This window comes from Micrococcus sp. 63XJN7_8_ISO-PGPR-S23-253, from assembly GCF_056173425.1.
On sequence record NZ_CM149673.1, the window covers coordinates 2,404,641 to 2,427,676 of the forward strand.

At 73.5% G+C, this 23,036-nt stretch carries 23 protein-coding genes and 2 pseudogenes; 9 read left to right on the top strand and 16 right to left on the bottom strand.

The window, feature by feature from the left end:
* Positions 1-1,254 (bottom strand): polysaccharide deacetylase family protein, encoded by a 1,254-nt coding sequence (locus tag AC0VX4_RS11095; RefSeq protein WP_475464391.1) that lies wholly within the window; start codon positions 1,252-1,254, stop codon positions 1-3.
* Positions 1,255-1,524: 270 nt separating this feature from the next.
* Entirely contained in the window at positions 1,525-2,007 is a 483-nt protein-coding gene (locus tag AC0VX4_RS11100) for a MarR family winged helix-turn-helix transcriptional regulator (RefSeq protein WP_136940576.1), read from the bottom strand.
* 115 nt (positions 2,008-2,122) lie between these two features.
* Here AC0VX4_RS11100 and AC0VX4_RS11105 point away from each other — a divergent pair, with 115 nt between their 5' ends.
* The 3 genes from AC0VX4_RS11105 to AC0VX4_RS11115 all read left to right on the top strand — a co-directional run bounded on the left by AC0VX4_RS11105 (position 2,123) and on the right by AC0VX4_RS11115 (position 3,779).
* Complete coding sequence (locus AC0VX4_RS11105; RefSeq protein WP_180536436.1) at positions 2,123-3,001, top strand: dioxygenase family protein; 879 nt, start codon at positions 2,123-2,125, stop codon at positions 2,999-3,001.
* A 77-nt stretch (positions 3,002-3,078) separates the two neighbouring features.
* Complete coding sequence (locus AC0VX4_RS11110) at positions 3,079-3,219, top strand: hypothetical protein (protein ID WP_002855432.1); 141 nt, start codon at positions 3,079-3,081, stop codon at positions 3,217-3,219.
* Positions 3,220-3,248: 29 nt separating this feature from the next.
* Complete coding sequence (locus tag AC0VX4_RS11115) at positions 3,249-3,779, top strand: SgcJ/EcaC family oxidoreductase (protein ID WP_475464392.1); 531 nt, start codon at positions 3,249-3,251, stop codon at positions 3,777-3,779.
* 142 nt (positions 3,780-3,921) lie between these two features.
* Here the strand turns inward: AC0VX4_RS11115 and AC0VX4_RS11120 are convergent, their stop codons facing one another.
* From AC0VX4_RS11120 to AC0VX4_RS11130, 3 genes are all read right to left on the bottom strand, one after another.
* Positions 3,922-4,482 (bottom strand): GNAT family N-acetyltransferase, encoded by a 561-nt coding sequence (locus AC0VX4_RS11120; RefSeq protein ID WP_475464393.1) that lies wholly within the window; start codon positions 4,480-4,482, stop codon positions 3,922-3,924.
* 97 nt (positions 4,483-4,579) lie between these two features.
* Positions 4,580-7,039 carry a YhgE/Pip family protein gene (locus tag AC0VX4_RS11125; protein WP_206399753.1) on the bottom strand — a complete coding sequence of 820 codons (2,460 nt, stop codon included), beginning with the start codon at positions 7,037-7,039 and terminating at the stop codon, positions 4,580-4,582.
* Complete coding sequence (locus AC0VX4_RS11130) at positions 7,039-7,824, bottom strand: ATP-binding cassette domain-containing protein (RefSeq protein ID WP_475464394.1); 786 nt, start codon at positions 7,822-7,824, stop codon at positions 7,039-7,041. Before AC0VX4_RS11130 ends, AC0VX4_RS11125 begins: the two co-directional genes overlap by 1 nt.
* A 72-nt stretch (positions 7,825-7,896) precedes the next feature.
* On the opposite strand from AC0VX4_RS11130, the gene AC0VX4_RS11135 reads away from it, so the two are divergent.
* Positions 7,897-8,505 carry a TetR/AcrR family transcriptional regulator gene (locus tag AC0VX4_RS11135; protein ID WP_020624715.1) on the top strand — a complete coding sequence of 203 codons (609 nt, stop codon included), beginning with the start codon at positions 7,897-7,899 and terminating at the stop codon, positions 8,503-8,505.
* A gap of 21 nt (positions 8,506-8,526) precedes the next feature.
* On the opposite strand, the gene AC0VX4_RS11140 is transcribed toward AC0VX4_RS11135, so the two are convergent.
* Positions 8,527-9,294, bottom strand: coding sequence for a sulfite exporter TauE/SafE family protein (locus AC0VX4_RS11140; RefSeq protein WP_126860539.1), 768 nt, complete (start codon positions 9,292-9,294; stop codon positions 8,527-8,529).
* A gap of 74 nt (positions 9,295-9,368) precedes the next feature.
* Here AC0VX4_RS11140 and AC0VX4_RS11145 point away from each other — a divergent pair, with 74 nt between their 5' ends.
* Positions 9,369-10,649 carry an NAD(P)/FAD-dependent oxidoreductase gene (locus AC0VX4_RS11145; RefSeq protein WP_475464395.1) on the top strand — a complete coding sequence of 427 codons (1,281 nt, stop codon included), beginning with the start codon at positions 9,369-9,371 and terminating at the stop codon, positions 10,647-10,649.
* 27 nt (positions 10,650-10,676) lie between these two features.
* Here AC0VX4_RS11145 and AC0VX4_RS11150 read toward each other — a convergent pair whose 3' ends face one another.
* From AC0VX4_RS11150 to AC0VX4_RS11165, 4 genes and pseudogenes are all read right to left on the bottom strand, one after another.
* Positions 10,677-11,567 carry a class F sortase gene (locus tag AC0VX4_RS11150; protein WP_240755385.1) on the bottom strand — a complete coding sequence of 297 codons (891 nt, stop codon included), beginning with the start codon at positions 11,565-11,567 and terminating at the stop codon, positions 10,677-10,679.
* 29 nt (positions 11,568-11,596) lie between these two features.
* Entirely contained in the window at positions 11,597-12,259 is a 663-nt protein-coding gene (locus AC0VX4_RS11155; protein WP_136940584.1) for an excalibur calcium-binding domain-containing protein, read from the bottom strand.
* 204 nt (positions 12,260-12,463) lie between these two features.
* Positions 12,464-12,676 (bottom strand): hypothetical protein, encoded by a 213-nt coding sequence (locus AC0VX4_RS11160; RefSeq protein ID WP_065572688.1) that lies wholly within the window; start codon positions 12,674-12,676, stop codon positions 12,464-12,466.
* A gap of 169 nt (positions 12,677-12,845) precedes the next feature.
* Positions 12,846-12,908 (bottom strand): annotated as a pseudogene (locus AC0VX4_RS11165) (hypothetical protein); the annotation flags it as partial.
* A gap of 11 nt (positions 12,909-12,919) precedes the next feature.
* Between AC0VX4_RS11165 and AC0VX4_RS11170 the strand changes: the two are divergent.
* Positions 12,920-13,146, top strand: a pseudogene (locus AC0VX4_RS11170) (acyl-CoA desaturase); the annotation flags it as partial.
* 39 nt (positions 13,147-13,185) lie between these two features.
* Here the strand turns inward: AC0VX4_RS11170 and AC0VX4_RS11175 are convergent.
* From AC0VX4_RS11175 to AC0VX4_RS11185, 3 genes are all read right to left on the bottom strand, one after another.
* Positions 13,186-14,106 (bottom strand): sugar ABC transporter permease, encoded by a 921-nt coding sequence (locus tag AC0VX4_RS11175; protein WP_049158252.1) that lies wholly within the window; start codon positions 14,104-14,106, stop codon positions 13,186-13,188.
* A gap of 77 nt (positions 14,107-14,183) precedes the next feature.
* Positions 14,184-15,821, bottom strand: a complete 1,638-nt coding sequence (locus tag AC0VX4_RS11180) for an ABC transporter permease subunit (RefSeq protein ID WP_049158246.1) — start codon at positions 15,819-15,821, stop codon at positions 14,184-14,186.
* A gap of 118 nt (positions 15,822-15,939) precedes the next feature.
* Positions 15,940-17,262, bottom strand: a complete 1,323-nt coding sequence (locus tag AC0VX4_RS11185) for a sugar ABC transporter substrate-binding protein (RefSeq protein ID WP_044659341.1) — start codon at positions 17,260-17,262, stop codon at positions 15,940-15,942.
* A 338-nt stretch (positions 17,263-17,600) separates the two neighbouring features.
* On the opposite strand from AC0VX4_RS11185, the gene AC0VX4_RS11190 reads away from it, so the two are divergent.
* On the top strand, positions 17,601-18,620 hold the full coding sequence (locus tag AC0VX4_RS11190) for a LacI family DNA-binding transcriptional regulator (RefSeq protein WP_049158353.1): 1,020 nt from the start codon (positions 17,601-17,603) through the stop codon (positions 18,618-18,620).
* Positions 18,621-18,702: 82 nt separating this feature from the next.
* The gene (locus tag AC0VX4_RS11195) at positions 18,703-19,782 is read left to right on the top strand and encodes an ABC transporter ATP-binding protein (protein WP_136940586.1); all 1,080 of its coding nucleotides are present in this window, start codon (positions 18,703-18,705) and stop codon (positions 19,780-19,782) included.
* 42 nt (positions 19,783-19,824) lie between these two features.
* On the opposite strand, the gene AC0VX4_RS11200 is transcribed toward AC0VX4_RS11195, so the two are convergent.
* Positions 19,825-20,304 carry an SRPBCC family protein gene (locus AC0VX4_RS11200; protein ID WP_049158918.1) on the bottom strand — a complete coding sequence of 160 codons (480 nt, stop codon included), beginning with the start codon at positions 20,302-20,304 and terminating at the stop codon, positions 19,825-19,827.
* 79 nt (positions 20,305-20,383) lie between these two features.
* Complete coding sequence (locus tag AC0VX4_RS11205) at positions 20,384-21,268, bottom strand: Ltp family lipoprotein (RefSeq protein WP_145033365.1); 885 nt, start codon at positions 21,266-21,268, stop codon at positions 20,384-20,386.
* A gap of 424 nt (positions 21,269-21,692) precedes the next feature.
* Between AC0VX4_RS11205 and AC0VX4_RS11210 the strand changes: the two genes are divergently transcribed.
* A complete protein-coding gene (locus AC0VX4_RS11210; RefSeq protein ID WP_002855478.1) occupies positions 21,693-22,511 on the top strand; it encodes a spermidine synthase in 819 nt (272 codons plus the stop codon).
* Positions 22,512-22,526: 15 nt separating this feature from the next.
* Here AC0VX4_RS11210 and AC0VX4_RS11215 read toward each other — a convergent pair whose 3' ends face one another.
* Complete coding sequence (locus tag AC0VX4_RS11215; RefSeq protein WP_002855479.1) at positions 22,527-23,036, bottom strand: MarR family winged helix-turn-helix transcriptional regulator; 510 nt, start codon at positions 23,034-23,036, stop codon at positions 22,527-22,529.

Consider the following 23,036-nt stretch of genomic DNA (forward strand, 5'->3'; position numbering starts at 1 on the left):
TCAGGGTCGCGGGGTTCTCGGGGCCGCGGCGGACGACGACGGCTTCGGGCTCGGCTTCTTCGGGCCGCGGATGGACTCGGGACGGGCCGGGTCCAGGACGGACCGGGGGTCGAAGAACTCCTCCAGCACGGGCCGCTCACCCGAGACGGCCGCGGCGAGGCTGATACCGTCCACGTTGATGCGCGAGCCGCGGTAGTAGGCGGGCTCGAGCTGGCCCCACGCCTTGGAGGTGCCGTCCACGAGGAAGAAGGAGCGGTAGCCGAGCTCGCGGAAGTAGCGGTACCGCTCGTTGTCCGCGGTGTACTTGCCGGGACCGGTCACGTCCGCGCCGAAGGGGTAGATGAGCATGTCCGTGGGGCCGAGGATCGGCTCGACCTCCTGGTGCCAGTGCCCCATGTCGAACTCGAGCTCCTCCATGGTCAGCTTCGGCACCGTCCGGTGGCCCCACGTGTGGGAGGCGAACTCCCAGCCGCTGTCCTTGAGCGCGTCGGCGACCTCGGTGGCGGCCGCGACGTCGGCGTCGAACGTGGGGCTGTCCCCGAATTCGCGGGCCGAGGTGCGGTAGCCGAACACGCCGTCGTAGCCGGTCATGGCCAGCACGCCGCGGGCGCCGTTGAGGCTGAAGTCCGGGTGCTCGTCGAGGAAGTCGTCCAGACGCGGGACGACGTCGAACGCCCCGACGTGCGTGGTGCCCTCGGCGTCCGTGTACTCGTTGCGGACGCGGCCGTCCTCGGCCACGATCAGGCGGTCCGCGAAGCCGTCGCCGTCCATGTAGAGGTAGTACGAGCAGTCGTCCAGGGAGAGGATCAGCGGGGTGCGGCCCTCGGGGACCATGAGGGTCTTCGGGCGGACGACGTCGTCCTCGCCCACCTCGTACAGCTCGTGCGGGGAGACCAGCACGTAGCCGCGCTCGTAGACCTGCCGGATGACGGCGTCGAACTCGTCCACCGTGACCATGAAGTCCAGATAGCCGCCGGCCTTGTCGTCGCCGTCGAAGGCGCGGGCCGGGTCCACCACGAGGGAGTGGAAGAACAGGTGCGGCACCCGGGCCACGTCCGGCCAGGCCACCGGGTCGCCGGCGGGCGGCGGGCCGGCGGGGGCGGCGGAGGTGGGAGCGGACGAGGCGGGCTCGGACGACGACGACGGCGCGTCCTCCCCGTCCTGCCCGCAGGCGGTCAGCAGTCCCGATCCGAGCAGGGCGGAACCGGCCAGGAGCATCTGTCGGCGGGTCGGCTGCGGCACGGGCGGGGGCATCAGGCACCTTTCTCCGGGGGCACCCATCATGCCAAGGCCGTCCGGCCCGGGACCACCCCTGCCGGGCGTGGGGGCGGAGGTGGGAACCGGCCGGGCATGGGAGGCCGGCCGGCGGCGGGGCTCGATCCGCCGCAGACGGCACAGAGTGGTCACGACACGCCGTCTCGCCGTCGGCCATGCGGCGTGTCGTGACCACTCTGCGGGAGGCGGGCCAGCGGGCGTGAGGCCGGCGGTGAGGACAGCGCGGGCGCGGGCGCACCCGGTGGGGACTCAGCCCTCGAGGCAGCGGTCCTCGGGGTCGATCGCCCCCATGACCCGCCGGCCGATCGCCGCCAGCTGCCGGACCTGCGCCCGCGTGAGCGGGTCCAGGACCACGCGGCGCACCTCGGCCACGTGCCCGGGGGCGGCCTCCTCGACGGCCGCCCGGCCCGACGCGGTCAGGACCGCGCGGGTGTAGCGGCCGTCATCCGGGTCCGGCTCCCGCCGCACGAGCCCCCGCTTCTCCAGGCGGGTCACCACCTGGGACAGCCGCGGCAGGGAGCCCGCCGAGAGCCAGGCGAGCTCGCTCATCCGGCGCGTGCCGCCGTCGGCCTCGGAGAGGTTGGCCAGCACGGAGTACTCGAAGTGGGTGAGGCCGACGTCGCGGCGCAGCTGGGCGTCCAGGGTCGGCTCCAGGCGCATGGCCATGCTCATCAGGGCGAGGAACGCGCGGCGCTCCTCCGCGTCCAGCCAGGGGGCGGCGTCGTGGTCCATGACTGCCACCCTACCCGAAGACACGGCGTGATTCAGTTGCACCGTGAACTGAACCGCCGCACCTTTGACTTCACGCGTGAAGTCAACAGACGCCGTCGTGAGCCAGGAGGACACCATGACCGCCACCATCCAGGACCCGTGGGCGCAGCCCACCCCCGCCGGCGCGTACGACGACCTGCTCGTGCGCGCGCTGCCCCTCACCCGCGCCCAGCGCCGTTGGGAGCCGTCCGACGGACCCCTGCCGGCCCTGTTCGTCAGCCACGGCGCCCCGCCCACCCTGGACGATCCGCAGTGGCTGCAGGACCTGTTCTCCTGGGCCCAGAGCATGCCGAAGCCGCGCGCGATCGTGATCGTGTCCGCGCACTGGGAGGACGCCCCCGTGGCCATCTCCTCCGCGGCCGCCGGCACGCCGCTGGTCTACGACTTCGGCGGCTTCCACCCGCGCTACTACGAACTGACGTACGCCACCCCGGACGCCACGGACCTCGCCGCCCGCGTGGCCGGCGTCCTCGGCCAGGGCCGGCCCGGTGCGGTCCACCAGACCGGCCGCGGGCTCGACCACGGCGCCTACATCCCGCTCATGGCCATGTACCCGGACGCGGACGTCCCCGTGGTCCAGGTGTCCATGCCCTCCCAGGATCCGGCCGCGCTGCTGCGGCTCGGCACCCGGCTGCGCGCCCTGCGGGAAGAGGGCGTGCTCGTGATCGGCTCCGGGTTCATGACGCACTCGTTCGCCGCCATGCGCGACCCGCGCCTCTTCGGGCACGTCGACGCCTTCGACCGGTGGGCGGCCGAGATGACCCACGCGGGCGACGTCGACGCCCTGGTCGGCTACCGGGACACGGCGCCGGGCGCGCTGATCGCCCACCCGACGGCGGACCACTTCGTGCCACTGCTGCTCACCCTGGGCGCCGCGGACGACCCGAGCTCGGCGCGGACCGTGTTCGACCGCTTCGTGTTCAGCAACCACATCCGCAGCTTCAGCGTCGACTGAGCCCCGGCTGGGAGGCACCTTCGACGCGCGCCGACGCACGCGCCCCTCGCGCCGTGCCGCATGCCACACTGGCGAGCGTGACCCGACGTCCGGATGCACCACCCCCGGCCGACCCGCGCACGCGTGCGGCCCTGCGCGCCGTGCTCACGGTCCTGGCCGTGATGGCGGTGCTGTTCGCCGCCGTCGTGCTGATGCTGGCCTACGGGCCCGCCCGCTGAAACCGCCCTTCCCCGATCCAGGAGCAGCCATGTCCCCCGCGGACCCCACCGCCGACGTCGCGACCCGGCCGGCCGGCCCCGCCGCGGTGGCCGAGGCCTTCGCGGCCGCCTGGAACGCCGCCGACGCCGACGCGCTCGCCGACCTGTTCGCCGAGGACGCGGACTTCGTGAACGTGGTGGGCGTGTGGTGGACACGGCGGCGGCAGATCCGGGTGAACCACGCGCTCGGCTTCCGCTGGATGTTCCCGGCCTCCCGGCTCGTGCTCGGTCAGGTGCGCGTGCGCGAGCTCGGGGACGTGGCGGTGCTGCACGCGCCGTGGACCATGACGGGGCAGACCGCGCCCGACGGCGACGAGGCCGGTGAGCGCACCGGCGTCCTGCTGCTCGTGGTGCGCCGCACCGAGGCCGGGGCGTGGGAGGCGGTGGCCGGGCAGAACACGGACTCCGTGCCCGAGGCGCAGACCCACCTGGCCGACGACGACGGGCTGGCCGCGGTGCACTACCACCCGTCGGCGTGGATCGATCCCGACGACGACCCCGACGGCCCGGAGGCCTGCTGAGGGGCGGCGACCGGCCGCACCCGGCGCCACAGACGGTCAGGGCGCCACAGAGTGGTCACGACACGCCGTCTCCTGGAGAGCCACGCGGCATGTCGTGACCACTTTCTGGCAGTCCGCGGCGGTCACCATCGGCGCTCCCGCCTCACCCCAGGCTCTTCAGCCGCACCCAGTCGTCCTCGACCCGCTCCCCGCCGACCACGAACTGCCGCGCCCCGATCGTCGCGAAGCCGAGGCGCTCGTAGAACCGGTTGGCCCGTGCGTTCTGCGCGTTCGTGCCGAGCCACACGTGCCGGAACCCCAGCCGCCGCAGCCGCTCGACGCCGTCGTGCACGAGGGCCTCGGCCAGCCCGGTGCCGCGCCCCTCGGCGAGCACGTACAGCTTCGAGAGGTGGCCGGCCGGCACGTCGCCGAGCCGCTCCGTGACGGGTGCCTCGGGGGTCGCGGCGGTCTCGTACATGGCGTAGCCGAGCAGGGTCTCCGGGGCGTCGGCCGCGGCGCCCACGAGCACGATCCGCTCCGGGTCCGCGATCCACGCGGCCACGGCGTCCTCACTCAGGTGCAATGCGATGTGCGCCTCCACCGCGGCACGCGGCAGCGAGGCCGGGGAGGCGTCCGGGAAGGTGGCCGCGGCGATCGCGGCGATCGCGGGCGCGTCCTCGGGGCGGGCCGGACGGACGACGGCGGCGCGGGGTGCGGAGGTCATCCCCGGACGGTACCGCCGAGGCCGGGCCGCAGGGCGGCGCGCGTCGCGGGGTGACCGGGCGCTCTCCCGCCCGGCCCCCACACGCGGCCGCCCCCGCTCAGGCCTGCAGCGCGGGGTGCAGGTCCTTCATGCGGAACCGGCGCCGACGCCGCACCACGAGCACGTCCAGGGCGAGCGCCGCCGCCCCGACACCCATCAGCACGACCACCGGCACCCAGAAGCGCTGGTCCAGGCCGCCGGAGATCGCGTTGCGGAACGCCTCGATGGAGTAGCTCATCGGCATGAACGGGTGCAGCGCCTGGAAGAAGCCGGGCAGCACCTCGGCCGGGTAGGTGCCGCCGGTGGAGGCCAGCTGCAGGATCAGCAGGACCAGCAGCACCGCCGAACCGGGGGTGCCGAGCGCCGTCTGCACCAGGTGCGCGATGAGGGAGAACACCACGGCCACGAGCACCGTCAGGGCCACGGCCCGCACCGGGTGCACGGGGGCCAGGCCCAGCGGCAGCGTCGCGGCGAGCATGAGCAGGCCGCCGCCCACGGCCACGATGCCCACGGGCAGCCACGCGGCCAGCGCGATCGCCACCGGGTTGCGGCGCCCGGCCAGCAGCCGCCCGCTGATGGGCCGCATGATGTTGAACGCGGCGATGCCGAACACCCACAGCGCGATGGAGAAGAACATCGGCGCCATGCCGCGCCCGTAGACCTCCGCGGAGTTGTCCACCTGCATCACGGCCTCCACCGGCCGGGACATCACCAGGGCGGCCTCGTCCCGCTCGTCCTCGGTCAGGGCGGGGACGCGGTCGACGCCGTCGGAGAGCCCGGAGGCGAGCTCGTGGGCGCCGTCGTCGAGGGTGCCGAGGCCGGTGTGCAGCTCCCCGGCGCCGTCCTGGAGCTGGGCCAGGCCGTCGTCGAGCTCGGTGGCGCCGGACTCCAGCTGGCCCGCACCGTCCTGCAGGGTCAGCGCCCCGTCGTGGAGCGCGGCGTTGGCCTCGGCGAGGGTGGTCGCCCCGTCCGTCAGCTCGCCGAGGCCGGACTGCAGCTCCCCGGCGCCGTCCTGGAGCTGGGCCAGGCCGCCGTCGAGCTCGGTCGCGCCGGAGCCCAGCTGCTCGAGGCCGTCCGCGAACCTCCCGGCGCCGTCGGCGAGGGAGTCGGCCCCGTCCTTCGCCTCGCCGATCCCGCCCTGCAGCTTCTCGGCGCCCGCGGCCACGGCGTGGGCGCCGTCGTTGAGGTCCGTCAGATCCGCCTTGGCGGAGGCGGCGACGTCGTCCTCGACGAAGCCCTGGACGCGCTCGTTGGCGGCCGCGGAGGTCTCGGCGGCCTCCTCGGCGCGGCCGGCGACGGCGGTCACCCGCTCGTCCGCGCCGGTGAGCGCCTCCTGGAGCGCGGCGTACTGCTCGGACTCGGCGAGCGTCGGGTCCTCTTCGGCGAGCTCGGCCAGGGCGGCCTGCGCGTCGGCGATGCGGGCGCCCGCGCCGTCCTCGGCCGTGCCGGCCACCTCGGCGACCCGCTGGACGTCCTCGTCCACCGCGGCGACGTCGGCGGCCACCGCGTCCTGCCGCTCGATCACCTGGTCCAGGCCGGGGATCACCGTGTCGTAGAGCTGCTGGGTGCCGTCGGCCACCTGCGTGGCGCCGTCGGTGAGCTCGGCCGATCCGGTCTGCAGCTGGGCCAGCCCGTCGGAGAGGTCCGTGGCGCCCTGGCGCAGGGCGGGGGCGTTCTCGGCGAGCTGCCCGGCGCCGTCAGCGAGGGCCTGGGAGCCCTCGCGCGCCTGGTCGAGCCCGTCGGCCAGGCGCCCGGCCCCGTCCTGCGCGGACGCGGCGCCCTCGGCGAGTCGCTGGGCGCCGTCGTCGGCCTGGGCGGCGCCGTCTGCGAGGTCACCCGCACCCGTGGCGAGCTGGCCCGCGCCCTCGGCCAGCTTGCCCGAGCCGTCGTGGGCCTGGACGATCCCGTCCTCCAGCTGGCTCGCGCCGTCCTCCGCGGAGGCCGTGCCGTCGGCCAGCTGCGCGGCACCGTCGGCGGCGTCCACCATGCCCGACCGCAGCTCGCCGAGGCTGGAGAAGACGGCCTCGAAGTACGCCTCGATCGCGGACCGGTTCACGGCGGCCTCGACCTTGGCCTGGCTCGCGTTCGTGACGGAGCCGATCACGAAGCCGTTGGCGTCGTCTCGGCGCAGGGTGATCTGCGCCTGCTGCGGTGTCCCGCCGCCCTCGGGGCTGACGAGGTCACGGCTGAGCTCGGCGGGGATCTCCAGGACGAGGTAGTACCGGCCCTCCCGCAGCCCCTCCTCGGCCTCTTCGCGCGTGGTCTCGCGCCAGTCGAAGGCGCGGTCGTCCTTGAGGCGTTCGGTCATGTCCGCGCCGGTGCGCAGCGTGGTGTCGCCGCGCTGGACGGGTTCGTCCTCGTTGACGATCGCCACCGGCAGACGGTCCATGGACCCGTAGGGGTCCCAGTTCGCGGACAGGTAGAGGGCGCCGTAGATGGCGGGGACGAGGAAGATGAACAGCAGGGCGAGCAGGGGCAGGCCACGGCGGAAGCGTCGCAGCTCGTAGCGGAACAGCATCAGTTCTCCCGGACGGGGGGCAGGGTGAGGACGACGGCGTCGCGCGGCACGGGCGCGGAGGCCACGGCGCTCACCGCGAACGGGTGGCCGTGGTCCTTGAGGACGTCCAGGGCCGCGTGGAGCGCGACCAGCTCATCGAGGGCCAGGGTGGCGTCCACGTCGTCGAAGGTGACGAGGCGGGCCGGGCGCAGGCAGGCGACGACGGCGGCCAGCAGCGCGCGCTCGGGTGCGGACAGCTCCCCGACGACGGCCTCCGGCGCCACGCTCAGCCTCACCGCGTCCGCGAGGAGGGCGAAGCGCGCGCGGCCGGCGCGGCGGCGCACGCCGTCGGCGAGGCAGCGCTCGTCCACGACCTCGGCCGCGGTCAGCGCCGGCTCGAGCTCCACCAGGTCGGTGGTGTGGGCGACGGCGGTGCGGGCGCGGAGGGCGTACGGGTGGCGCGCGGCGTCGATCGGGGGCCGGTACGCACGGGCGGCGGGCCGCTCCGGGCCGTCCAGGGCGACGTCCACGGGGCCGCCGGTGAGCACGAGCTCGCCCCGCACGCCCTGCAGGCGCCCCGTGAGGGCGAACAGCAGGGCCGAGCGGCCCGAGCCCTGGGTTCCGAGCACGGCCAGGTGGGTCTGCGGGGGCAGCACGAGGTCGAGGGGGCCGAACACCGGCCCGCGACCGCCGCGCAGGGTCAGACCGCGCGCCACGAGGGTGGCGGGCGGGAGCTCGTCGAGGTGCGCCGGGACGGGGGCGGGCCCGGGGCCATGGTGATCGGCGTCGGTGGGAGTGGAAGACATGGGCCCTCTTTGCCGAGTCGAGGCGGATTCAATACCATCGGTATTCAATACCATCGGCATCGAGAGAGCAACATGGCCACCCGACCCCGCCGCGAGGATGTCCGCGCGGCCATCCTCGACCACGCGGCCCGGGTGTTCGGACGGGAGGGCTACGCGCGCTCCTCCCTCGCCCGCATCGCGGCGGAGGCCGGCTACACCAAGGGCGCCGTCTATTCCGGCTTCGCGGGGAAGCCGGACCTCTTCGCCGCCGCCTGCACCGTCCAGTTCGAGCGGGCGACCACCCGAGCCATGGACGGCGTCGCCGACGCCCTGGACGACCCCGACCTGCCGCGCGAGGACCTGGTGGCCCGCGTGGCGGAGGCCCTGGCCGACGTCGTGCTCGAGACCACGGGCTCCTGGCCCCTGCTCCTCCACGAGTTCCAGGCCGTGGGCCTGCGCGAGCCCGCCGTGGGGAGAGCCTACCGGACGCTGACCGTCCGGCGGCGGGACTTCCTGGCCGGCCTGCTGCGCGAGCACCGCGTGCTGGCCGACGTCCCGGACGAGCAGGTCACGCACACCGCGGCCATGCTCCTGATGCTCGTGCACACGCTGTCGGTCGAGCGGCACCTGGCCCCGGAGGACCTGACGGTGGACGACGTGCGGGACACGCTGGCCGCGGCCGTGCGCTCCCTCCTGCCCTGACGCCTGCGCGCCGGCCCCGCCTCAGCCCAGGGCGCCGGCCACACCGCGCACCAGCGCCACCGTGCCCCCGACGCCGGCCAGGCAGATCGCGAGGACGCGCGCCTTCGCGGGGTCCACCCGGCGGGCCACCACTGAACCGAGCAGGACACCCAGCGGACCGCCCGCCACCACGGCGACCCACACCGGCCACGGCACGTGCAGCCCCGCGGGCACGGCCGCGCCGAACAGCGACTTCGTGACCAGCGAGGTGAGATTGGCCAGCAGGAACACGGGCTGGAGGGTGGCCGCCCACGACCGCTGGTCCCACCGGCTCGCCACCGCGTAGACCGCGAGCGCCGGACCGGCGATGCCGGCGGTGGTGTTCATGAACCCGGCCACGGCGCCGGAGGCGAACACGGCTCCGTCCCCCTGGGCGGTGAAGCGCTGCTGCAGGCCCAGGACGGCGGCCACGGCCACCAGCACGGAGGACCCCAGGAGGATCTCGAGCGCGTGGGCGTCCAGGACCCGCACGGCCCACGCCCCCGCGAACGAGCCGGCCACGAGCAACGGTGCGAGACGGACGAAGCGCGGCCAGTCCACATGCCTGTGCAGCACCGCGAACAGCAGCACCGCGGACACCGAGGCGGCCACGTTGGACAGCGTCACCCCCGCCACCGGGCCCAGGAGCAGGGACAGAGTGGGGGCGGCGATCATGCCGACGCCCATCCCGCTCACCCGCTGGAGCGTGCCGCCCACGGTGATCGCGGCCAGCGCGACGACGGCCGGCAGCCACACCAGGGAGGGGTCCATGCGGGCAGTATGCCGGAGCCGGGGGTGCCCGTCGGCCCTGGCGCCCGCCCGTGACGGGTGCGCATGCTGGCCGTATGGCCCAGCACAGCTCCACCCCGTACCCGCTCGTGATCGTGGGCAGCGGCCCCGCCGGCGTCAGCGCCGCCCGCGCCTACGTCGACGCCGGGGGGCCCGGCCCCGTCCTCATGCTCACCTCGGACGTGGACCACCCCTACGAGCGTCCGCCGCTGTCCAAGGAGCTGCTGCGCGGCACCGTCGAGCCCGAGCCGACGGTGCTGGACGAGCTGCCGGACGCCGTCGAGCTGCGCCGGGGCGTGACCGTCACGTGCGCGGACCTGGGTGCGCGGACGCTGTGGGCCGCCGAGGAGCCGATCCGCTTCGAGCGGCTCATCCTGGCCCTGGGCGCCCGTCCGGTCCCCCTGCCGGACGTCGAGGCCGATGCCGAGGTGCACCTGCTGCGGTCCTTCGCCGACGCCCGCCGCCTGGTGACGTCGGCCGGGCACGCGCGCTCCGCCGTCGTGGTGGGGTCCGGGTTCATCGGCTGTGAGGCGGCGGCCTCGCTGGCGCTGCGCGGGGTGGAGACCACGCTGGTCACCCCGGACGAGGTGCCGCAACAGAGGCGGCTGGGCCGCGCCGCCGGCGAGCGGATCGCCGAGTGGCTGACGGGCGCGGGCGTCACGCTGCGCACGGGCGTGCGGGTGAGCGGCATCGAGGCCCCCCGGACCATCCACCTGGACGACGGCGTCACCCTCGCCCCGGACCTCATCCTCGCCGCGGTGGGCATGGAGCCCGGCGGCGGTCTGCTCGAGGGCACGGAGCTGACCGTCCACGAGGGACGGATCGTGGCGGACGAGCACCTGGCCGCGGCTCCGGGCGTGTGGGTGGCCGGGGACGTCTCCCGGGCCCGGCACGCGGTGGCGAACCGGCCGATCGTCGTCGAGCACTGGGGCGACGCCCTGGCGATGGGCGAGGTGGCCGGCGCGAACGCCGCGGTCACGACGGTGTCCGTCCCGGACGCCACGGCCGGGCAGAGCTCGGCGCTCGCGCACGAGGCCGACGCCGACGAGGACACGCTGCGGAGCTGGGACCAGGTGCCCGGGTTCTGGAGCACCATCGGCGAGCACCTCCTCAAGCACAGCGCCTGGGGCGACGGCCACGCCACGGCCCGCGTCGTCGAGCGCCCCGGCTCCTTCACGGTCTGGTACACGGACGAGGAGGACCGCCTGGTCGGCGTGCTCACCTACAACGCGGACGACGACGCGGCGCGCGGCCGGGAGCTCGTGGCCGCCGGGGCGGCGTGGTCCGAGGTGAGCGGGGACCTGCGCGGCGAGCTGCGGACGGACGCGGACGCCTGAGCGGGCGGTGCCCGGCGCCGCAGCCGGTCAGTAGACGTCCACGAGGGTCGCGTAGACGATGTGGTTCTCCTCGAACTCGCGCGTGAAGGCGTTGTAACCGTCGCACGTGATCAGGCGCAGCTCGGGGACGTCGGTGTCCCCGTAGACCTCATCCGTGGGGAACTCGTCCTTGCCGTACGTGACCCCGCGGTCCACCGCGAACACGGCCACGGCGCCGTCCTCGCGCTCCACCTCGATCGTGTCCCCCGGCGCAAGGTCGGTCAGGTGGGCGAAGACGCCCGCGGAGCCGTCCGTGGCGTTGACGTGGCCGAGCAGCACCGCCGGGCCCCGCTGCCCCGGGCTGGGCGAGTTCGCGTACCAGGCCGCGGGCGAGCCGGGCTCGGCGGGCGGGACGGCGAGCGAGCCGTCGTCCCGCAGGAGCAGGCGCATCAGGTCGGAGCCCGCCCCGATCGAGGGGATCGTGAAGGACACCGGCGGGGAGTCGTCCAGGCCCTCGGCGACGACGGCCTCCTGCGCCAGGCGTTCCTCTTCGGCGACGCGAGCAGCCTCCTCCGCGGCGGCCGCCTGGGCCGCAGCGGCCTCGGCCTCGGCCTGCGCACGGGCGGCCTCCTCGGCAGCCGCCTCCTCCGCCGCAGCCGACGCCGCGGCACGGGAGGCCTTCGCGGACGCCTCTGCGGCGGCCGACTTCTCCGCGGCCGCGCTCGCCCGGACCGCCTCGGCCGACGACGACGCGGCGGCCCGGGAGGCAGAGGCTTCGGCGGCGCGGGCCTCGCGGGAGCGCTGCGCCTGGGCGGCCGAGGCGGACGCGGCGGGATCCGGGGTCGAGGCGGCCTGGCCGGCGCATCCGGTGAGCAGCAGGCAGAGCGCCGCCGCGGACGCCACAAGGCGTCCGCGGCGGGCGGGTCGGATCCGGATCATGCGTGAAGCGGAGGGGATCCGGTCCGGGTTCAGGCCTGGGCGCGACGGCGGACCAGCACGGCCGCACCGGCAACGCCGGCCAGGCCGAGGGCACCCACCGCGAACGCGGCGGCGGGGTCGGCGGCGGGGGCCACACCGGTCTCGGCGGCGCCGACGGGGACCACGGACACCTGGGACTCGTCCTCGGTCTCCACGACGGCCCCGGTCTTGATGGCCTCGATCTCTGCGGCGGCGGCCTGCTCGCGACCCTCGACGATCACGCCGTACTCGACGTTGTACTCGCAGCCGACGCCGTCCTGATCGGAGTCCAGGTCATCGTGGTAGTCCGGGTGCGTCGCGGGGATGTTGAAGACCCCGGCCGCGTAGGCGTCCTTGCAGTCCGGGTAGGTGTAGGCCGCGTCCGGCAGGGCCTGGTCAGTCGGGTCGTGGTACCCCGTCGAGTCGTTGACGGCGGGCTTGTCGAGGCGCTTCAGGCCCTTGTACTTGCCGTCCGAGTTCTCGCAGGCGAGGCCGTCGCCGCCGCCGTCCATCTTCGGCTTGTACCACTCGTGGCCACGCGGCACGTGGGAGAAGCCCATCTCGTACACGTCCTTGCAGTTGCTCGGCGTCTCGACGGCCGTCGCGGGGGCGGCGGCGAACAGGGACAGACCCAGGGCGGCGGTCAGGGTGGCGCCGGTGACGATCTTCTTCATGGCAGACCTCGTTGTCTCAAGGGGAGGATGGAACGCACCACAGGGGGATGTGACGTGGCAGACGTTGCTGAGAAAACCATGGCCAGACCCTGGATGTCCAGTCGGCGGCGCCGCTGGCTCTGCCGCTGACCTGGGGCGACGTGCCTCCACCGACCCACGACGCGCCGCCTCCCCCGCAGGGAAGACGACACGCCGTCCGCGCGCTCACTTCGCGTGGCGGGCGAGCAGGTCACGGGCGACGTCGATGCCGGCGGCCTCGACGTCGTAGGAGCCGGTGGCCTCGTGGTGGGCCTCCACGGCGTCGGTGATCCGGTAGTGGTCCGGGTTGCCGGGCGGGTCCGAGGTCTCCAGGACGTGGATCAGATAGGTCTCCCCGGCGGCCAGGTCCTGGCGGTCGTGGTTCTCGTGGTGGGTCATGTCGTCCTCTCGGGCGGAATCCGGACGGGGCCGATCCCCGCCGCTCGTACGGCCCAGCGTGGCCCGCATGCCGCGTCACGGCCAGGGCTGCCCGCCCCCGGTCCCCTGAGGCGTCGAGGACGCCCGCGTGTGCCGCCTGGGCCTCCGCGTAGGCCTGGGCGCTCACCGCGGAGAGCTCGTCGATGTAGGCCCAGATGAACTCGCCGAGGTCGATCACCACGGACATGCCCATGCCGAGGCGGGCGCAACATCTGGGCGCACGCGGTGATCTTCTGCGGCCACTTCCCCGAGGGCGCGGAGACGTTCACCGAGGAGATGGTGGAGGGCCAGACCCGCGGCGACGGGTACGTGCGCCAGATGATCGGCTCCGCGAGATCTGCGCCCGCTACGGCCTGCCGTACACGACCGGGCCGCTGCTGCGGCAGGTGGGCTCCGCGTGGAAGAAGGTGTCCCGGCTGGCGCTGCCGTGAGGCGGGAGGGGCGCCCCTCCCACCGCCGTCGTCGTCGGCTCAGCCCTTCACGCCGCCGGCCGTGAGGCCGGAGACGATGTACCGCTGCAGGAACAGGAACAGCGCCATCACGGGCAGGGCCGCCAGCACGGCGCCGGCCGCGAACACGCCCCAGTTCTCAGAGCGGGTCTCCGAGACGTAGCCGTAGAGGCCCACCGCGAGCGTCTGCGCGGACGGGTCCGTGAGCACCACGGAGGCGATCACGAACTCCGAGACCGTGGTGATGAAGGACAGCAGGGCCACCACCGCGAGGATGGGGGTCACCAGGCGCAGGATGATCGAGAAGAAGATCCGCGCGTGCGAGGCGCCGTCGAGCTTGGCGGCCTCGTCCAGCGACGGCGGGATGGTGTTGAAGAACCCATACATCAGGTACGTGTTCACCCCGAGCGCGCCGCCCAGGTACACGAGGATGAGGCCGAGCTGCGAGCCGATGCCCAGGACGGGCACCAGGTTGCCGATGTAGGTCAGCAGCAGGAAGATCGCCACCACCGCGAGCAGCTGCGGGAACATCTGCACCAGCAGCAGCGTCAGCAGCCCCACGCGGCGGCCCGTGAACCGCATCCGGGAGAACGCGTAGGCGGCCAGGGCGCCGAGGAACACCGTCATCACGGACGTGATGACGCCGATCACCATCGTGTTGAGGAACCAGCGGCCGAAGGGCCGGTTCGGATCGCTGAACAGGTCCACGTAGTTCTGCCCGCTCAACGAGGAGAACAGCCGGTTCGAGCTTGCCATCGTGCCAGTCGGGTCGAGCGACGCGGACAGCACGTACAGCAGCGGGAACAGTGCGAACGCGCTGGCCAGCACGCCCACCGCGTGGCGCCAGCCCAGCTCCCGCATCCACCGGCCGAACGAGCGGCGGCGTCGTGGCGGGGCCGGGTCCTCCTCCCAGCGCAGCGGGTCCGTCTCCTGCTGCGCCAGGGCGGCGGCAAGGGGCGAGGTCGGGACGCCCGCCTCGGGGGCGTCCGGCCGGGGCCGGCCGGAATCCTGGGGGATGCTCACTTGTCGATCTCCTCGAGCGCCTTGGTCTGCCGGAAGCTGATCGCCGAGATGGTCGCCACGATCAGGAAGATCACGATGGACAGGGCGGAGGCCAGGCCGTAGTCGCGCCCCACCCCGCTGAACGCCGTCTTGTAGACGACCGTGATCAGCAGGTCCGTGGCGCCGATGTTCGAGCCCGCGTCGGGGAACCGCGGTCCGCCGCCGGTCAGCATGTAGATGATGTTGAAGTTGTTGAAGTTGAACGCGAACGAGGAGATCAGCAGCGGCGCCACCGAGACCAGCAGCAGGGGCAGCTTGATGGAGCGGAAGATGCGCCACGGGCCGGCGCCGTCCATGCGGGCCGCCTCGTCCACGTCCTCGGGCAGGGACTGCAGGGCGCCCGTGGTCACCAGGAACATGTAGGGGAAGCCCAGCCACAGGTTCACCACGAGCACCGACAGCCGGGCCAGCCACGGGTCGGTGAGCCACGGGATGTCCGCGCCGCCGAAGAACACGGTGTTGACGAAGCCGAACTCCGGGTTGAGCAGGCCGGCCCACACGAGGCCGGACAGGAACGCCGGGAACGCGTACGGCAGGATCATCATCACCCGGTAGACCTTCTTGCCGCGCATGTCCGAGCGGTTGAAGGCGATCGCCAGCAGCAGCCCGACGGCGAACGTCGTGGCCACGCTCAGGAACGCGAAGGCGAAGGTCCACACGGTGACCCGCACGAGCGGGTCGCGCAGCTCGGGGTCGGTGAACGCGCGCGTGAAGTTGTCCAGGCCGACGAACACCCGCCAGCCGGTCTGCAGCGTGCTGCCGTCGTCCGCCTGGAACTGGCCCTCGCCGTTGTCCCGGTACTCCACGCCGCTCTCGAGGTCCGTGAAGGTGTCCCGGGCCTCGTCGTACTCCAGACGCGGCGCGTACACGTACCCGCGGGAGCCGTCGCGCGTCTCCAGGGTGCCGTCGGCGGCGTCGTCGCTCAGCGGGACCTTCAGGCGGGTGACCTGGTCCTGACGCTGCAGCAGGTCGCCGAACCGCAGGGTGGTGTACCCCTCCACCCCCACCGGCTCCCCGTCCTGGATCTGAGCCTCGACCGGCTCCAGCGCCTGGTCCGCGCCGCCGAGGACGGGCTCCCCGTCCCGCAGGGTCAGCAGGTAGAGGTCGCCGCCCTCCTCCAGCACCGTGATGTCGTATACCGGGGAGTCCGGCACGCGGATGGAGGAGGAGCGCTGGATGATCTCGATCGCCGCGGCCTTGTCCGAGTTGTGCCCGGCGCCGTAGTTCGTGAAGGCAACGTAGGAGGAGTAGACCACCACGAACACCTGGAACAGCATCAGGAAGAACAGGCCGGGGGCGAGGTACTTGGCCGGCAGGCCGCCGCGGCGCAGGTAGATCCAGTTGATGCCGATCGTGACCGCCAGGGTCAGCGCGAACACCACCCAGTCCCCCGCGGCCGCGAGCTGGAACAGCAGGAACGCCGCGAAGGCGTCCACGAGGCCCAGCAGGACGATCTTGGCCAGCGTGCCGCCGAGGCCCTCGGTACCCCGGGCGTCCGCCCGACGACGGCGGCCCGGGCCGGTGCGGCGCGCGGCGTCGTCGAGGGCGGCGGTGGCGGCGTCGGACCGGTCCGACGCGGTGGAAGACGGGCTCATGGTTCCTCATCCGGCCCGAGGGCCTGCCGTGGAAGGGGGGGATGCGCGCCCCGAGGGCGCAGGGCCACGGTCCGCCTCCGGCGTCCCCGCGGGGACGCCGGAGGTGGACCGCGCCGGATCACTGGCCGATGCGGCCCTCGATGTCGGAGATCATCTTCTGCCAGGTCTGGACCGGGTCGCCCTCGCCCTTGATGATGCTCATCTCGGCGCCGCCCCAGAACTCGAACACCGCGCCCATCTCGGGGGCCGCCGGCATGGGGACGCCGTTCTCGCCGATCTCGCCGAACGCCTTCACGGTCTCGTCCGAGGCCGCCTTGTCGAAGGAGGCGGTCAGCGCCGGGGGACGCTTGCCCTCGGCGAAGAGCGCGTCCTGGGCCGCCTCGGTGGAGAGGTAGTTGACCACGAACTCATTCGCGGCCAGCTGGTTCTCGGACTCTGAGGAGACGAAGAAGGCGTTGACGCCCACGAACGGCTGCGCCGGCTGGTCGCCCATGGACGGGATGGCCTCGACCTCGAAGTCGACGCCGGCCGCCTCGGCCTCCTCGATGTTCCACGGGCCGGTGATGAAGTAGGCCGCGTTGCCGGAGTTGAACTGCTCCTTGGCGATGTCCGCGGTCATGTTCGGGTTCAGCACCCCGGACTCGCCGTACTCGGCCAGCTTCTCGGCGAAGGCCTCACCCTCGGGCCCGCCCATGGCCAGCGAGCCGGTGTCGTACGAGCCGTCCTCGGCCTGCTTGAACACGGGGGCGCCCATGGAGGTCTGGAACGGGTACAAGTGGTACGGGTCGCCGTTGACGGCGTCCAGGCCCACCACGAACGGGTACTCGGCCTCGCCGGCGTCGACGGCCTTCCGGCCCTCCGCGATCATCTCGTCGAAGGAGGCCGGGGTGGACTCGGCCAGCTCGGTGTTGCGCAGGATGGCGATGTTCTCCACGGAGTACGGCACGCCCCAGGTCTGACCCTCATAGGTGACGGCCTGCACGGAGGACTCCACGAAGTCGCCGGCTCTCTCGCCCAGCTCAAGGGGCTCGATGGTGCCGTTCTGCACGAGCGAGCCGATCCAGTCGTGGGCGCCGACGATCACGTCCGGGCCCTCGCCCGTGGGGTTCTGGGTGATGAAGTCGTCCTTCATCGTGGAGTTGTCCTTGACCACGAGCTCCACCGTGATCCCGGTGTCCTCCTTGAAGTCCTCCGCCACGGCCTGCAGCGGCTCCTGGCGGTTCTGGTCCACCCACATGGTGATGGTGCTGGCGCCGGCCTCGGAGAGGTCCTGGCTCGGGGACGCGGTGGCCGTGCCCTGCTCGGTGGCGCCGGCCGGGGAGGAGGACGCCGGGGCGGAGGAGCCGCCGCCGCACGCGGTGAGCGCGAGGGCGGAGAACGCCGCGGTGAGGGTCAGGCTGAGCGGGCGGCGGAAGAGGCCGCCGGTCGTCGTCGACTGCATGATGTGCCTTTCACGAGGGGTGGCCCGCGGCATGCGCCGGCCGTTGCGTCGCCGACGTGGGCCCGTGGTGAGACGGCGCCTGCCCCCGTCGGCTGAAGGAGTCAGTCCCCAGGAGTGTAAACGCTTCCACTGTGATGCGCCACACAGAGGTGCACTCCCGCATGAACACGGGCATGCGGGAGTGGGGGCGGAGGTCAGGACCGGCTGAAACCGGAATGGAAGCGCTTCCACCACCGCGCCTGCCGTGCCGTACTCTGGTGCCACGCATCGACCCCGGCCCGCCGCCGTCGTGCACCCGCCCCGCCGCAGAACCCCATGAACCGGGAGGAGGACCGCCGATGGTCGGCATCAAGGACGTCGCCCGCATGGCCGGGGTCTCCACCGCCACCGCCTCCCGCGCCCTCACCGGCTCCGGCCCCGTGGCGGCCGCCACGCGCACCCGAGTCCAGGAGGCCGTCGCCACGCTCGGCTACGTGGCGGACTCCGCCGCTTCTTCGCTCGCCTCGGGCCGCACCCGCAACATCGGGCTGGTGACCCCCTCCGTCCACCGGTGGTTCTTCGCCGCCGTGCTCGAGGGCGCCGCGGACGAGCTCGTGCGGCACGGGTACGACCTCACGCTCTACGACGTCGGCCAGGACCCGGAACGTCGATCCACGGTCATCTCCGACCTGCTGCCCCGGCGGCGGCTGGACGCCCTGATCACCCTCTCGTTCCGGCTGAGCGTGTTCGAGTTCGCCGGACTCGAACGCCTCGGCCGGCCCGTGATCGCCATCGGTGGCCGCCTGCCGGCGGGCGAGACCCTGCCCGACTGGTTCACCGCGGTCCAGGTGGACCACGCCCGCGCCGCCCGGATGGCCACCGAGCACCTGCTGGAGCTCGGACACCGGGACATCGCCTACGTGGGCCGCGTGGACGAGGACATCGAGTTCCAGGTCAGCACCGAGCGCACCCGCGGGTTCCTGCACGCCCTCGCCGCCACCGGGGTGCGCACGCCGGCCGACTGGATGGTGCCCGCGGACTTCACCATCGGCGGCACCTACCACCAGGCGCGCGCCCTCCTCGCCGACCCGCGGCGCCGGCCGACGGCGGTCATGTGCATCTCGGACGAGATGGCCATGGGCACCTGGATGGCAGCCCACTCCCTGGGGCTGCGTGTGCCCGAGGACGTGTCCGTGATGGGCCTGGACGGCCACCCCGAGGCCGCCCGCCTGGGCATCAGCACCGTGGACCAGAACCCGCTCGAGCAGGGCCGCCGCGCCGTCCGCCTGGCGCTCGGCGCCCTCGACGGCGCCGCCCACCCCCACCGGATCATGCACCACCTGGCCCTGCGGCCGAGGGCGAGCACCGCGCCGCCGTAGACCGTCAGCCCCGACCCTCACCCACCCCTCTCCTTCACCTCGGACCGTCGGGCACGTACCTGCCCGTGAAAGGAACCCCACCATGGCCTCCGTGACCTTCCGCTCCGCCAGCCGCCAGTACCCCGGCTCCCCCCGCCCCGCCGTCGACTCCCTCGACCTGGAGATCGCCGACGGCGAGTTCCTCGTGCTCGTGGGCCCCTCCGGCTGCGGCAAGTCCACCTCCCTGCGCATGCTCGCCGGCCTCGAGGAGCTCTCCCACGGCAGCATCCTGATCGGCGACCGGGACGTCACCGACGTGGACCCCAAGGACCGGGACATCGCGATGGTGTTCCAGAACTACGCCCTGTACCCGCACATGACCGTGGCGGACAACATGGGCTTCGCCCTGAAGATCGCCGGCGTCCCCGCGGACGAGCGGCGCCGCCGCGTCGAGGACGCCGCGAAGCTGCTGGACCTGACCGAGTACCTGGACCGCAAGCCGAAGGCCCTCTCCGGGGGCCAGCGTCAGCGCGTGGCCATGGGCCGGGCGATCGTGCGCGACCCGCAGGTGTTCCTCATGGACGAGCCGCTCTCCAACCTGGACGCGAAGCTGCGCGTGCAGACCCGCGCCCAGATCGCCAACCTGACCCGCCGTCTGGGCACCACCACCGTGTACGTGACCCATGACCAGACCGAGGCCATGACCATGGGCGACCGGGTGGCGGTCCTCAAGGAGGGCCGCCTCCAGCAGGTGGACACGCCGCGCAACCTCTACGAGCGCCCGATGAACGTGTTCGTCGCCGGGTTCATCGGCTCCCCCGCCATGAACATCTTCCGCATGCCCGCCACGCACGAGGGCGTGCACTGGGGCGAGACGGTCATCCCCGTGCCGCGGGAGGATCTGGCCGACGCCGGCACGGCGGTGGACCTCGGCGTGCGCCCCGAGAACCTGGTGGTCAGCGACGACACCGCCGGCCTGCCCGTGGAGGTGGACACCGTGGAGGAGCTCGGGGCGGACGCGTACGTGTACGGTCACGCGACGATCGGCGGCGAGGAGCGGCTCATCACCCTGCGGACGGTGGGCTACACGGCGCCGGAGAAGGGGTCCGTGGTGCACGTGGTCCCGGACCCGGAGCGCGTGCACCTGTTCCACGCCGAGACCGGCGAGCGACTCAACCGCTGACGGCGGCGCGGGGCGCGCGACGGCGGCGGGCGGCGCCTGCCCTCAGCCCTGGCGCTCGGCCAGCTCCGCGAGCCGGTCGATCGACGCGCGGAGCTGCTCTTCGCCGGTCCGCAGCGCCTTCTGGACGCGTTTCGGGTCGGTGAGGGCGGTCCAGTCATAGGTGTGGGTGACGCGGCAGCCGCCCTCGTCGTCGCCCTCGACCTCCCACCGCCACAGCTGGCCGAACGGCTCCCCGCCGACCTCGGAGGGCTTCCAGGCGATGCGGCGGCCCTCCTCGAACTCGACCACGTGGTTCGCGCGGTCCACGCCCTTCTGCAGGGTCATGACGAACACGTCCCCGACGGCGGTCACCCGCTGCCCGGGGGCGGCCTCGGCCAGGTTGTCGTTGCCGTCCCACTCGGGCTGGCGGGAGGGGTCCGCGATCAGCTCGAAGACGACGCCGGCCGGCGCGTCGACGTGACGGGTCGCGGACACGACGCGGTCCTCAGGGGCGGGCAGGGCGGTCTCGTCGATGTGCTCCATGCCGTCACGCTAGACCTTCCCACACCGTCGTCGAGAGGGTCGGCGGACCGGGCCGGGTGCCCGGCCCGCCGACCCGGACTCACAGTCCGGCGGCATTGACGCCGTACTCGGCCTGGGAGGCGGAGTAGCCCTCGAACATGAGCTGGTCGATGAGACCGGCACGGGAGAACGCGGAGTGGCTCAGGTACGACTGGGCCTGCTTCGCGGCCTGCTCGTTGTAGTCGATGCCCAGGCCGTCGACGGCGGCCGTCGCGTCAGCATTCGAGTAGCCCTCGAACTCGAGCTGGTCGATCAGACCGGTCCGTGAGAACGCCGTGTGAGTCAGGTACGACTGGGCTTGCTTCACAGCCTGCGCCGCGTAGTCCACGTCCAGGCTGTCCACGGCCGCTGTGGCGTCGGCGTTCGAGAAACCCTCGAACTCGAGCTGATCGATCAGGCCGCTCCGGGAGAAGGCGGTGAAGCTCAGATACGACTGCGCCTGTCGCACGGCCTGCTGTCCCTCCGCTGACAGCCCGTCGCCACCCGCCGACGCGGCCGACTCCTCCTCGGCGGCCGCCACTTCGACTTCGGCCGATGCCTCCGCCTCACGCTCCGCTTCCGCCACGGCCTCGGCCTCGGCCTCGGCGGATCGGGACGCCTCGGCTGCGGCGGCCGCGGCGGACTTCTCGGCCTCCCTCGAGGCGGCAGCGGCACGGCTGGCCTCGGCCGCCTGCGAGGACTCCACGGCACGGCTGGCGCTCGCAACCGCAGACGACGAGCCGGCCGCGCGGGACGAGGAGGGCGCCGCGCCGTCGGAGACCCGGCCAGACGAGGACGCCCCACTCGAGGACGATGCGGCGGAGGGCGAGCCGGCGGACGACCCGGCTGCGGCGTCCCCATCGACGGAGCATCCGGTGAGCAGGGCGAGCGCGGCAAGGCCAGCGGTCAGGAGTGCGGTGGGGCGGGCAAGACGAGGACGGAGCATGGCGCTCTCCTTCGACGAGGGGAGGCGGTCGGCCTCCAGCGATAGGAAGCGAACACTCGGCGAGTGTTCACCATCCTCACAGTAACGACCCAGCGGACACGATAACGGTGTCCGCCCCGCGCAGGACATGGGCGCGGCCGTGATCCTGTGCGGTCTGGTCCTGGGTCTGGCGTCCACGCCGCGGTTCCTGTGCCGGGGCCGCGTGGCCCCTGACCTCAGATCAGGCCCGATGCGGTGAGCTTGGCCGCGGTCTCCTCGTTGGTCGGCTCCACCTGGTGGTCGCCGTCGGGGAACACGAGCACGGGGATGTCCTTCTGGCGCCGGGTGCGCAGGCAGTCGCGGCACCGGTCGGCGCCGTCGACGGTGAGAGCGGGGGCGGCCTGACTGATCCGGCCGTCGTGCTCAGGGGTGGGATGCTGGGGGCATGCCCGCCCAGCCCTCCCCCTCCGGCCACACCGTCCACCTGTCCACGTCGGGCGTGGACGCCCGCATCACCCCTGACGAGTTCGGCGGGTTCGTCCTGGAGATCGGCGGGGCCGTCCAGTCCCACGTGGACCTGGCCGACCCCGCGCGCATCCGCTACGAGTACCTGCGCCGCATGGCCCACGTGCTCGACGCAGCCTCCCCGACGGGCGCGCCGGTGCGGGTCCTGCACCTCGGCGCGGGCGCGCTGACCCTGCCGCGCTACCTCCAGGCGACCCGGCCCGGCTCGGAGCAGACGGTGGTCGACCTGGACCGGGAGCTCGTGTCCTTCGTGCTCGCCGAGCTGCCCCTGCCGGCGGGCACGGACCTCGTCTCCGTGGTCGCGGACGCGCGCCTGGCCGCCGTCGACCTCGCGATGGACGGGGAGCGGTTCGACGCCGTCGTGCTGGACATCGGCACCGGCGAGGAGGGCGCCGAGCACCTGCGCGGCGCCGTGTTCTACGGGGAGCTGCTCGAGCTGCTGACGGCGGGCGGGGTGCTGCTGGTGAACATCGGCGACGACGCCGGCCTGCGTTTCCTGGGCGCCGAGCTGGGCGCCCTCGAGGAGGCGGCCGCCGAGGCCGGGGTGCCCGGCCCGTGGACGCTCGCGGACCGGGGGATGCTGGAGCGCCTGGACTGGGGCAACGTCGTGCTGGCCGCGGGGGCGCCGCTGGGAGAGGCCGGTTGCACGGAACGCCTCGCCGCGGCGGGGCCGCATCCGGCGGCTGTGCTGGACCCGGCGGAGTCGGCCGCGCTGGCCTCCCGCATCCGTCGCGCCTGAGGGCGGGCGCGGTGCTCAGGGCCGGGGGTCCTCCGCACCGGGGCCCGTCTGCGGCCGGGGCCACGGGTGGCCCCGGCGCTCCTCCGCCCCCTCGTTGAATCGACGCAGGAGCCTGCTGAACTCGACGACGTCCTCCGCGGGCCAGGAGGCGACGATCTGCGCCACGTTGTCCGCGCGGGAGCTCAGCTCCGCGGCGAGGCGGGCGCGCCCCTCCTCCGTGGGGCGGTGCAGCCGGGCGGAGCCGCCGTCGGGGTCCGCCACCCGCTCGACGAGGCCGGCCTTCATGGCGGCGGCCACCTGCCGGTGGACGGTAGAGACGTCGAGGTCGAAGGCGTCGGCCAGCTCGGCGACGCTCATGGCCCCGCCCGCCTCCAGGCGGGCGAGCAGCACGGTGGCGCTGCGTTCCAGCGCGCTCGACCGGCCGTAGGGGGCCACCCCCTGCGTGGCCACCCGCAGCAGGAGCATGTGCTCGTACATGATCCCGCGGACCGGGTCGGCCCACGCCCCCTCAGATGATTGCATCAT

Excerpts from the sequence above, each read along its gene's own strand:
- AC0VX4_RS11140 (WP_126860539.1), bottom strand. The coding sequence starts at position 9,294 with ATGGACCCCTCCCTGGTGTGGCTGCCGGCCGTCGTCGCGCTGGCCGCG.
- AC0VX4_RS11100 (WP_136940576.1), bottom strand. The coding sequence starts at position 2,007 with ATGGACCACGACGCCGCCCCCTGGCTGGACGCGGAGGAGCGCCGCGCG.
- AC0VX4_RS11185 (WP_044659341.1), bottom strand. The coding sequence starts at position 17,262 with ATGCAGTCGACGACGACCGGCGGCCTCTTCCGCCGCCCGCTCAGCCTG.
- AC0VX4_RS11095 (WP_475464391.1), bottom strand. The coding sequence starts at position 1,254 with ATGCCCCCGCCCGTGCCGCAGCCGACCCGCCGACAGATGCTCCTGGCC.
- AC0VX4_RS11180 (WP_049158246.1), bottom strand. The coding sequence starts at position 15,821 with ATGAGCCCGTCTTCCACCGCGTCGGACCGGTCCGACGCCGCCACCGCC.
- AC0VX4_RS11105 (WP_180536436.1), top strand. The coding sequence starts at position 2,123 with ATGACCGCCACCATCCAGGACCCGTGGGCGCAGCCCACCCCCGCCGGC.
- AC0VX4_RS11145 (WP_475464395.1), top strand. The coding sequence starts at position 9,369 with ATGGCCCAGCACAGCTCCACCCCGTACCCGCTCGTGATCGTGGGCAGC.
- AC0VX4_RS11215 (WP_002855479.1), bottom strand. The coding sequence starts at position 23,036 with ATGATGCAATCATCTGAGGGGGCGTGGGCCGACCCGGTCCGCGGGATC.
- AC0VX4_RS11195 (WP_136940586.1), top strand. The coding sequence starts at position 18,703 with ATGGCCTCCGTGACCTTCCGCTCCGCCAGCCGCCAGTACCCCGGCTCC.
- AC0VX4_RS11205 (WP_145033365.1), bottom strand. The coding sequence starts at position 21,268 with ATGCTCCGTCCTCGTCTTGCCCGCCCCACCGCACTCCTGACCGCTGGC.
- AC0VX4_RS11160 (WP_065572688.1), bottom strand. The coding sequence starts at position 12,676 with ATGACCCACCACGAGAACCACGACCGCCAGGACCTGGCCGCCGGGGAG.
- AC0VX4_RS11135 (WP_020624715.1), top strand. The coding sequence starts at position 7,897 with ATGGCCACCCGACCCCGCCGCGAGGATGTCCGCGCGGCCATCCTCGAC.
- AC0VX4_RS11210 (WP_002855478.1), top strand. The coding sequence starts at position 21,693 with ATGCCCGCCCAGCCCTCCCCCTCCGGCCACACCGTCCACCTGTCCACG.
- AC0VX4_RS11150 (WP_240755385.1), bottom strand. The coding sequence starts at position 11,567 with ATGATCCGGATCCGACCCGCCCGCCGCGGACGCCTTGTGGCGTCCGCG.
- AC0VX4_RS11155 (WP_136940584.1), bottom strand. The coding sequence starts at position 12,259 with ATGAAGAAGATCGTCACCGGCGCCACCCTGACCGCCGCCCTGGGTCTG.
- AC0VX4_RS11120 (WP_475464393.1), bottom strand. The coding sequence starts at position 4,482 with ATGACCTCCGCACCCCGCGCCGCCGTCGTCCGTCCGGCCCGCCCCGAG.
- AC0VX4_RS11125 (WP_206399753.1), bottom strand. The coding sequence starts at position 7,039 with ATGCTGTTCCGCTACGAGCTGCGACGCTTCCGCCGTGGCCTGCCCCTG.
- AC0VX4_RS11190 (WP_049158353.1), top strand. The coding sequence starts at position 17,601 with ATGGTCGGCATCAAGGACGTCGCCCGCATGGCCGGGGTCTCCACCGCC.
- AC0VX4_RS11200 (WP_049158918.1), bottom strand. The coding sequence starts at position 20,304 with ATGGAGCACATCGACGAGACCGCCCTGCCCGCCCCTGAGGACCGCGTC.
- AC0VX4_RS11115 (WP_475464392.1), top strand. The coding sequence starts at position 3,249 with ATGTCCCCCGCGGACCCCACCGCCGACGTCGCGACCCGGCCGGCCGGC.
- AC0VX4_RS11130 (WP_475464394.1), bottom strand. The coding sequence starts at position 7,824 with ATGTCTTCCACTCCCACCGACGCCGATCACCATGGCCCCGGGCCCGCC.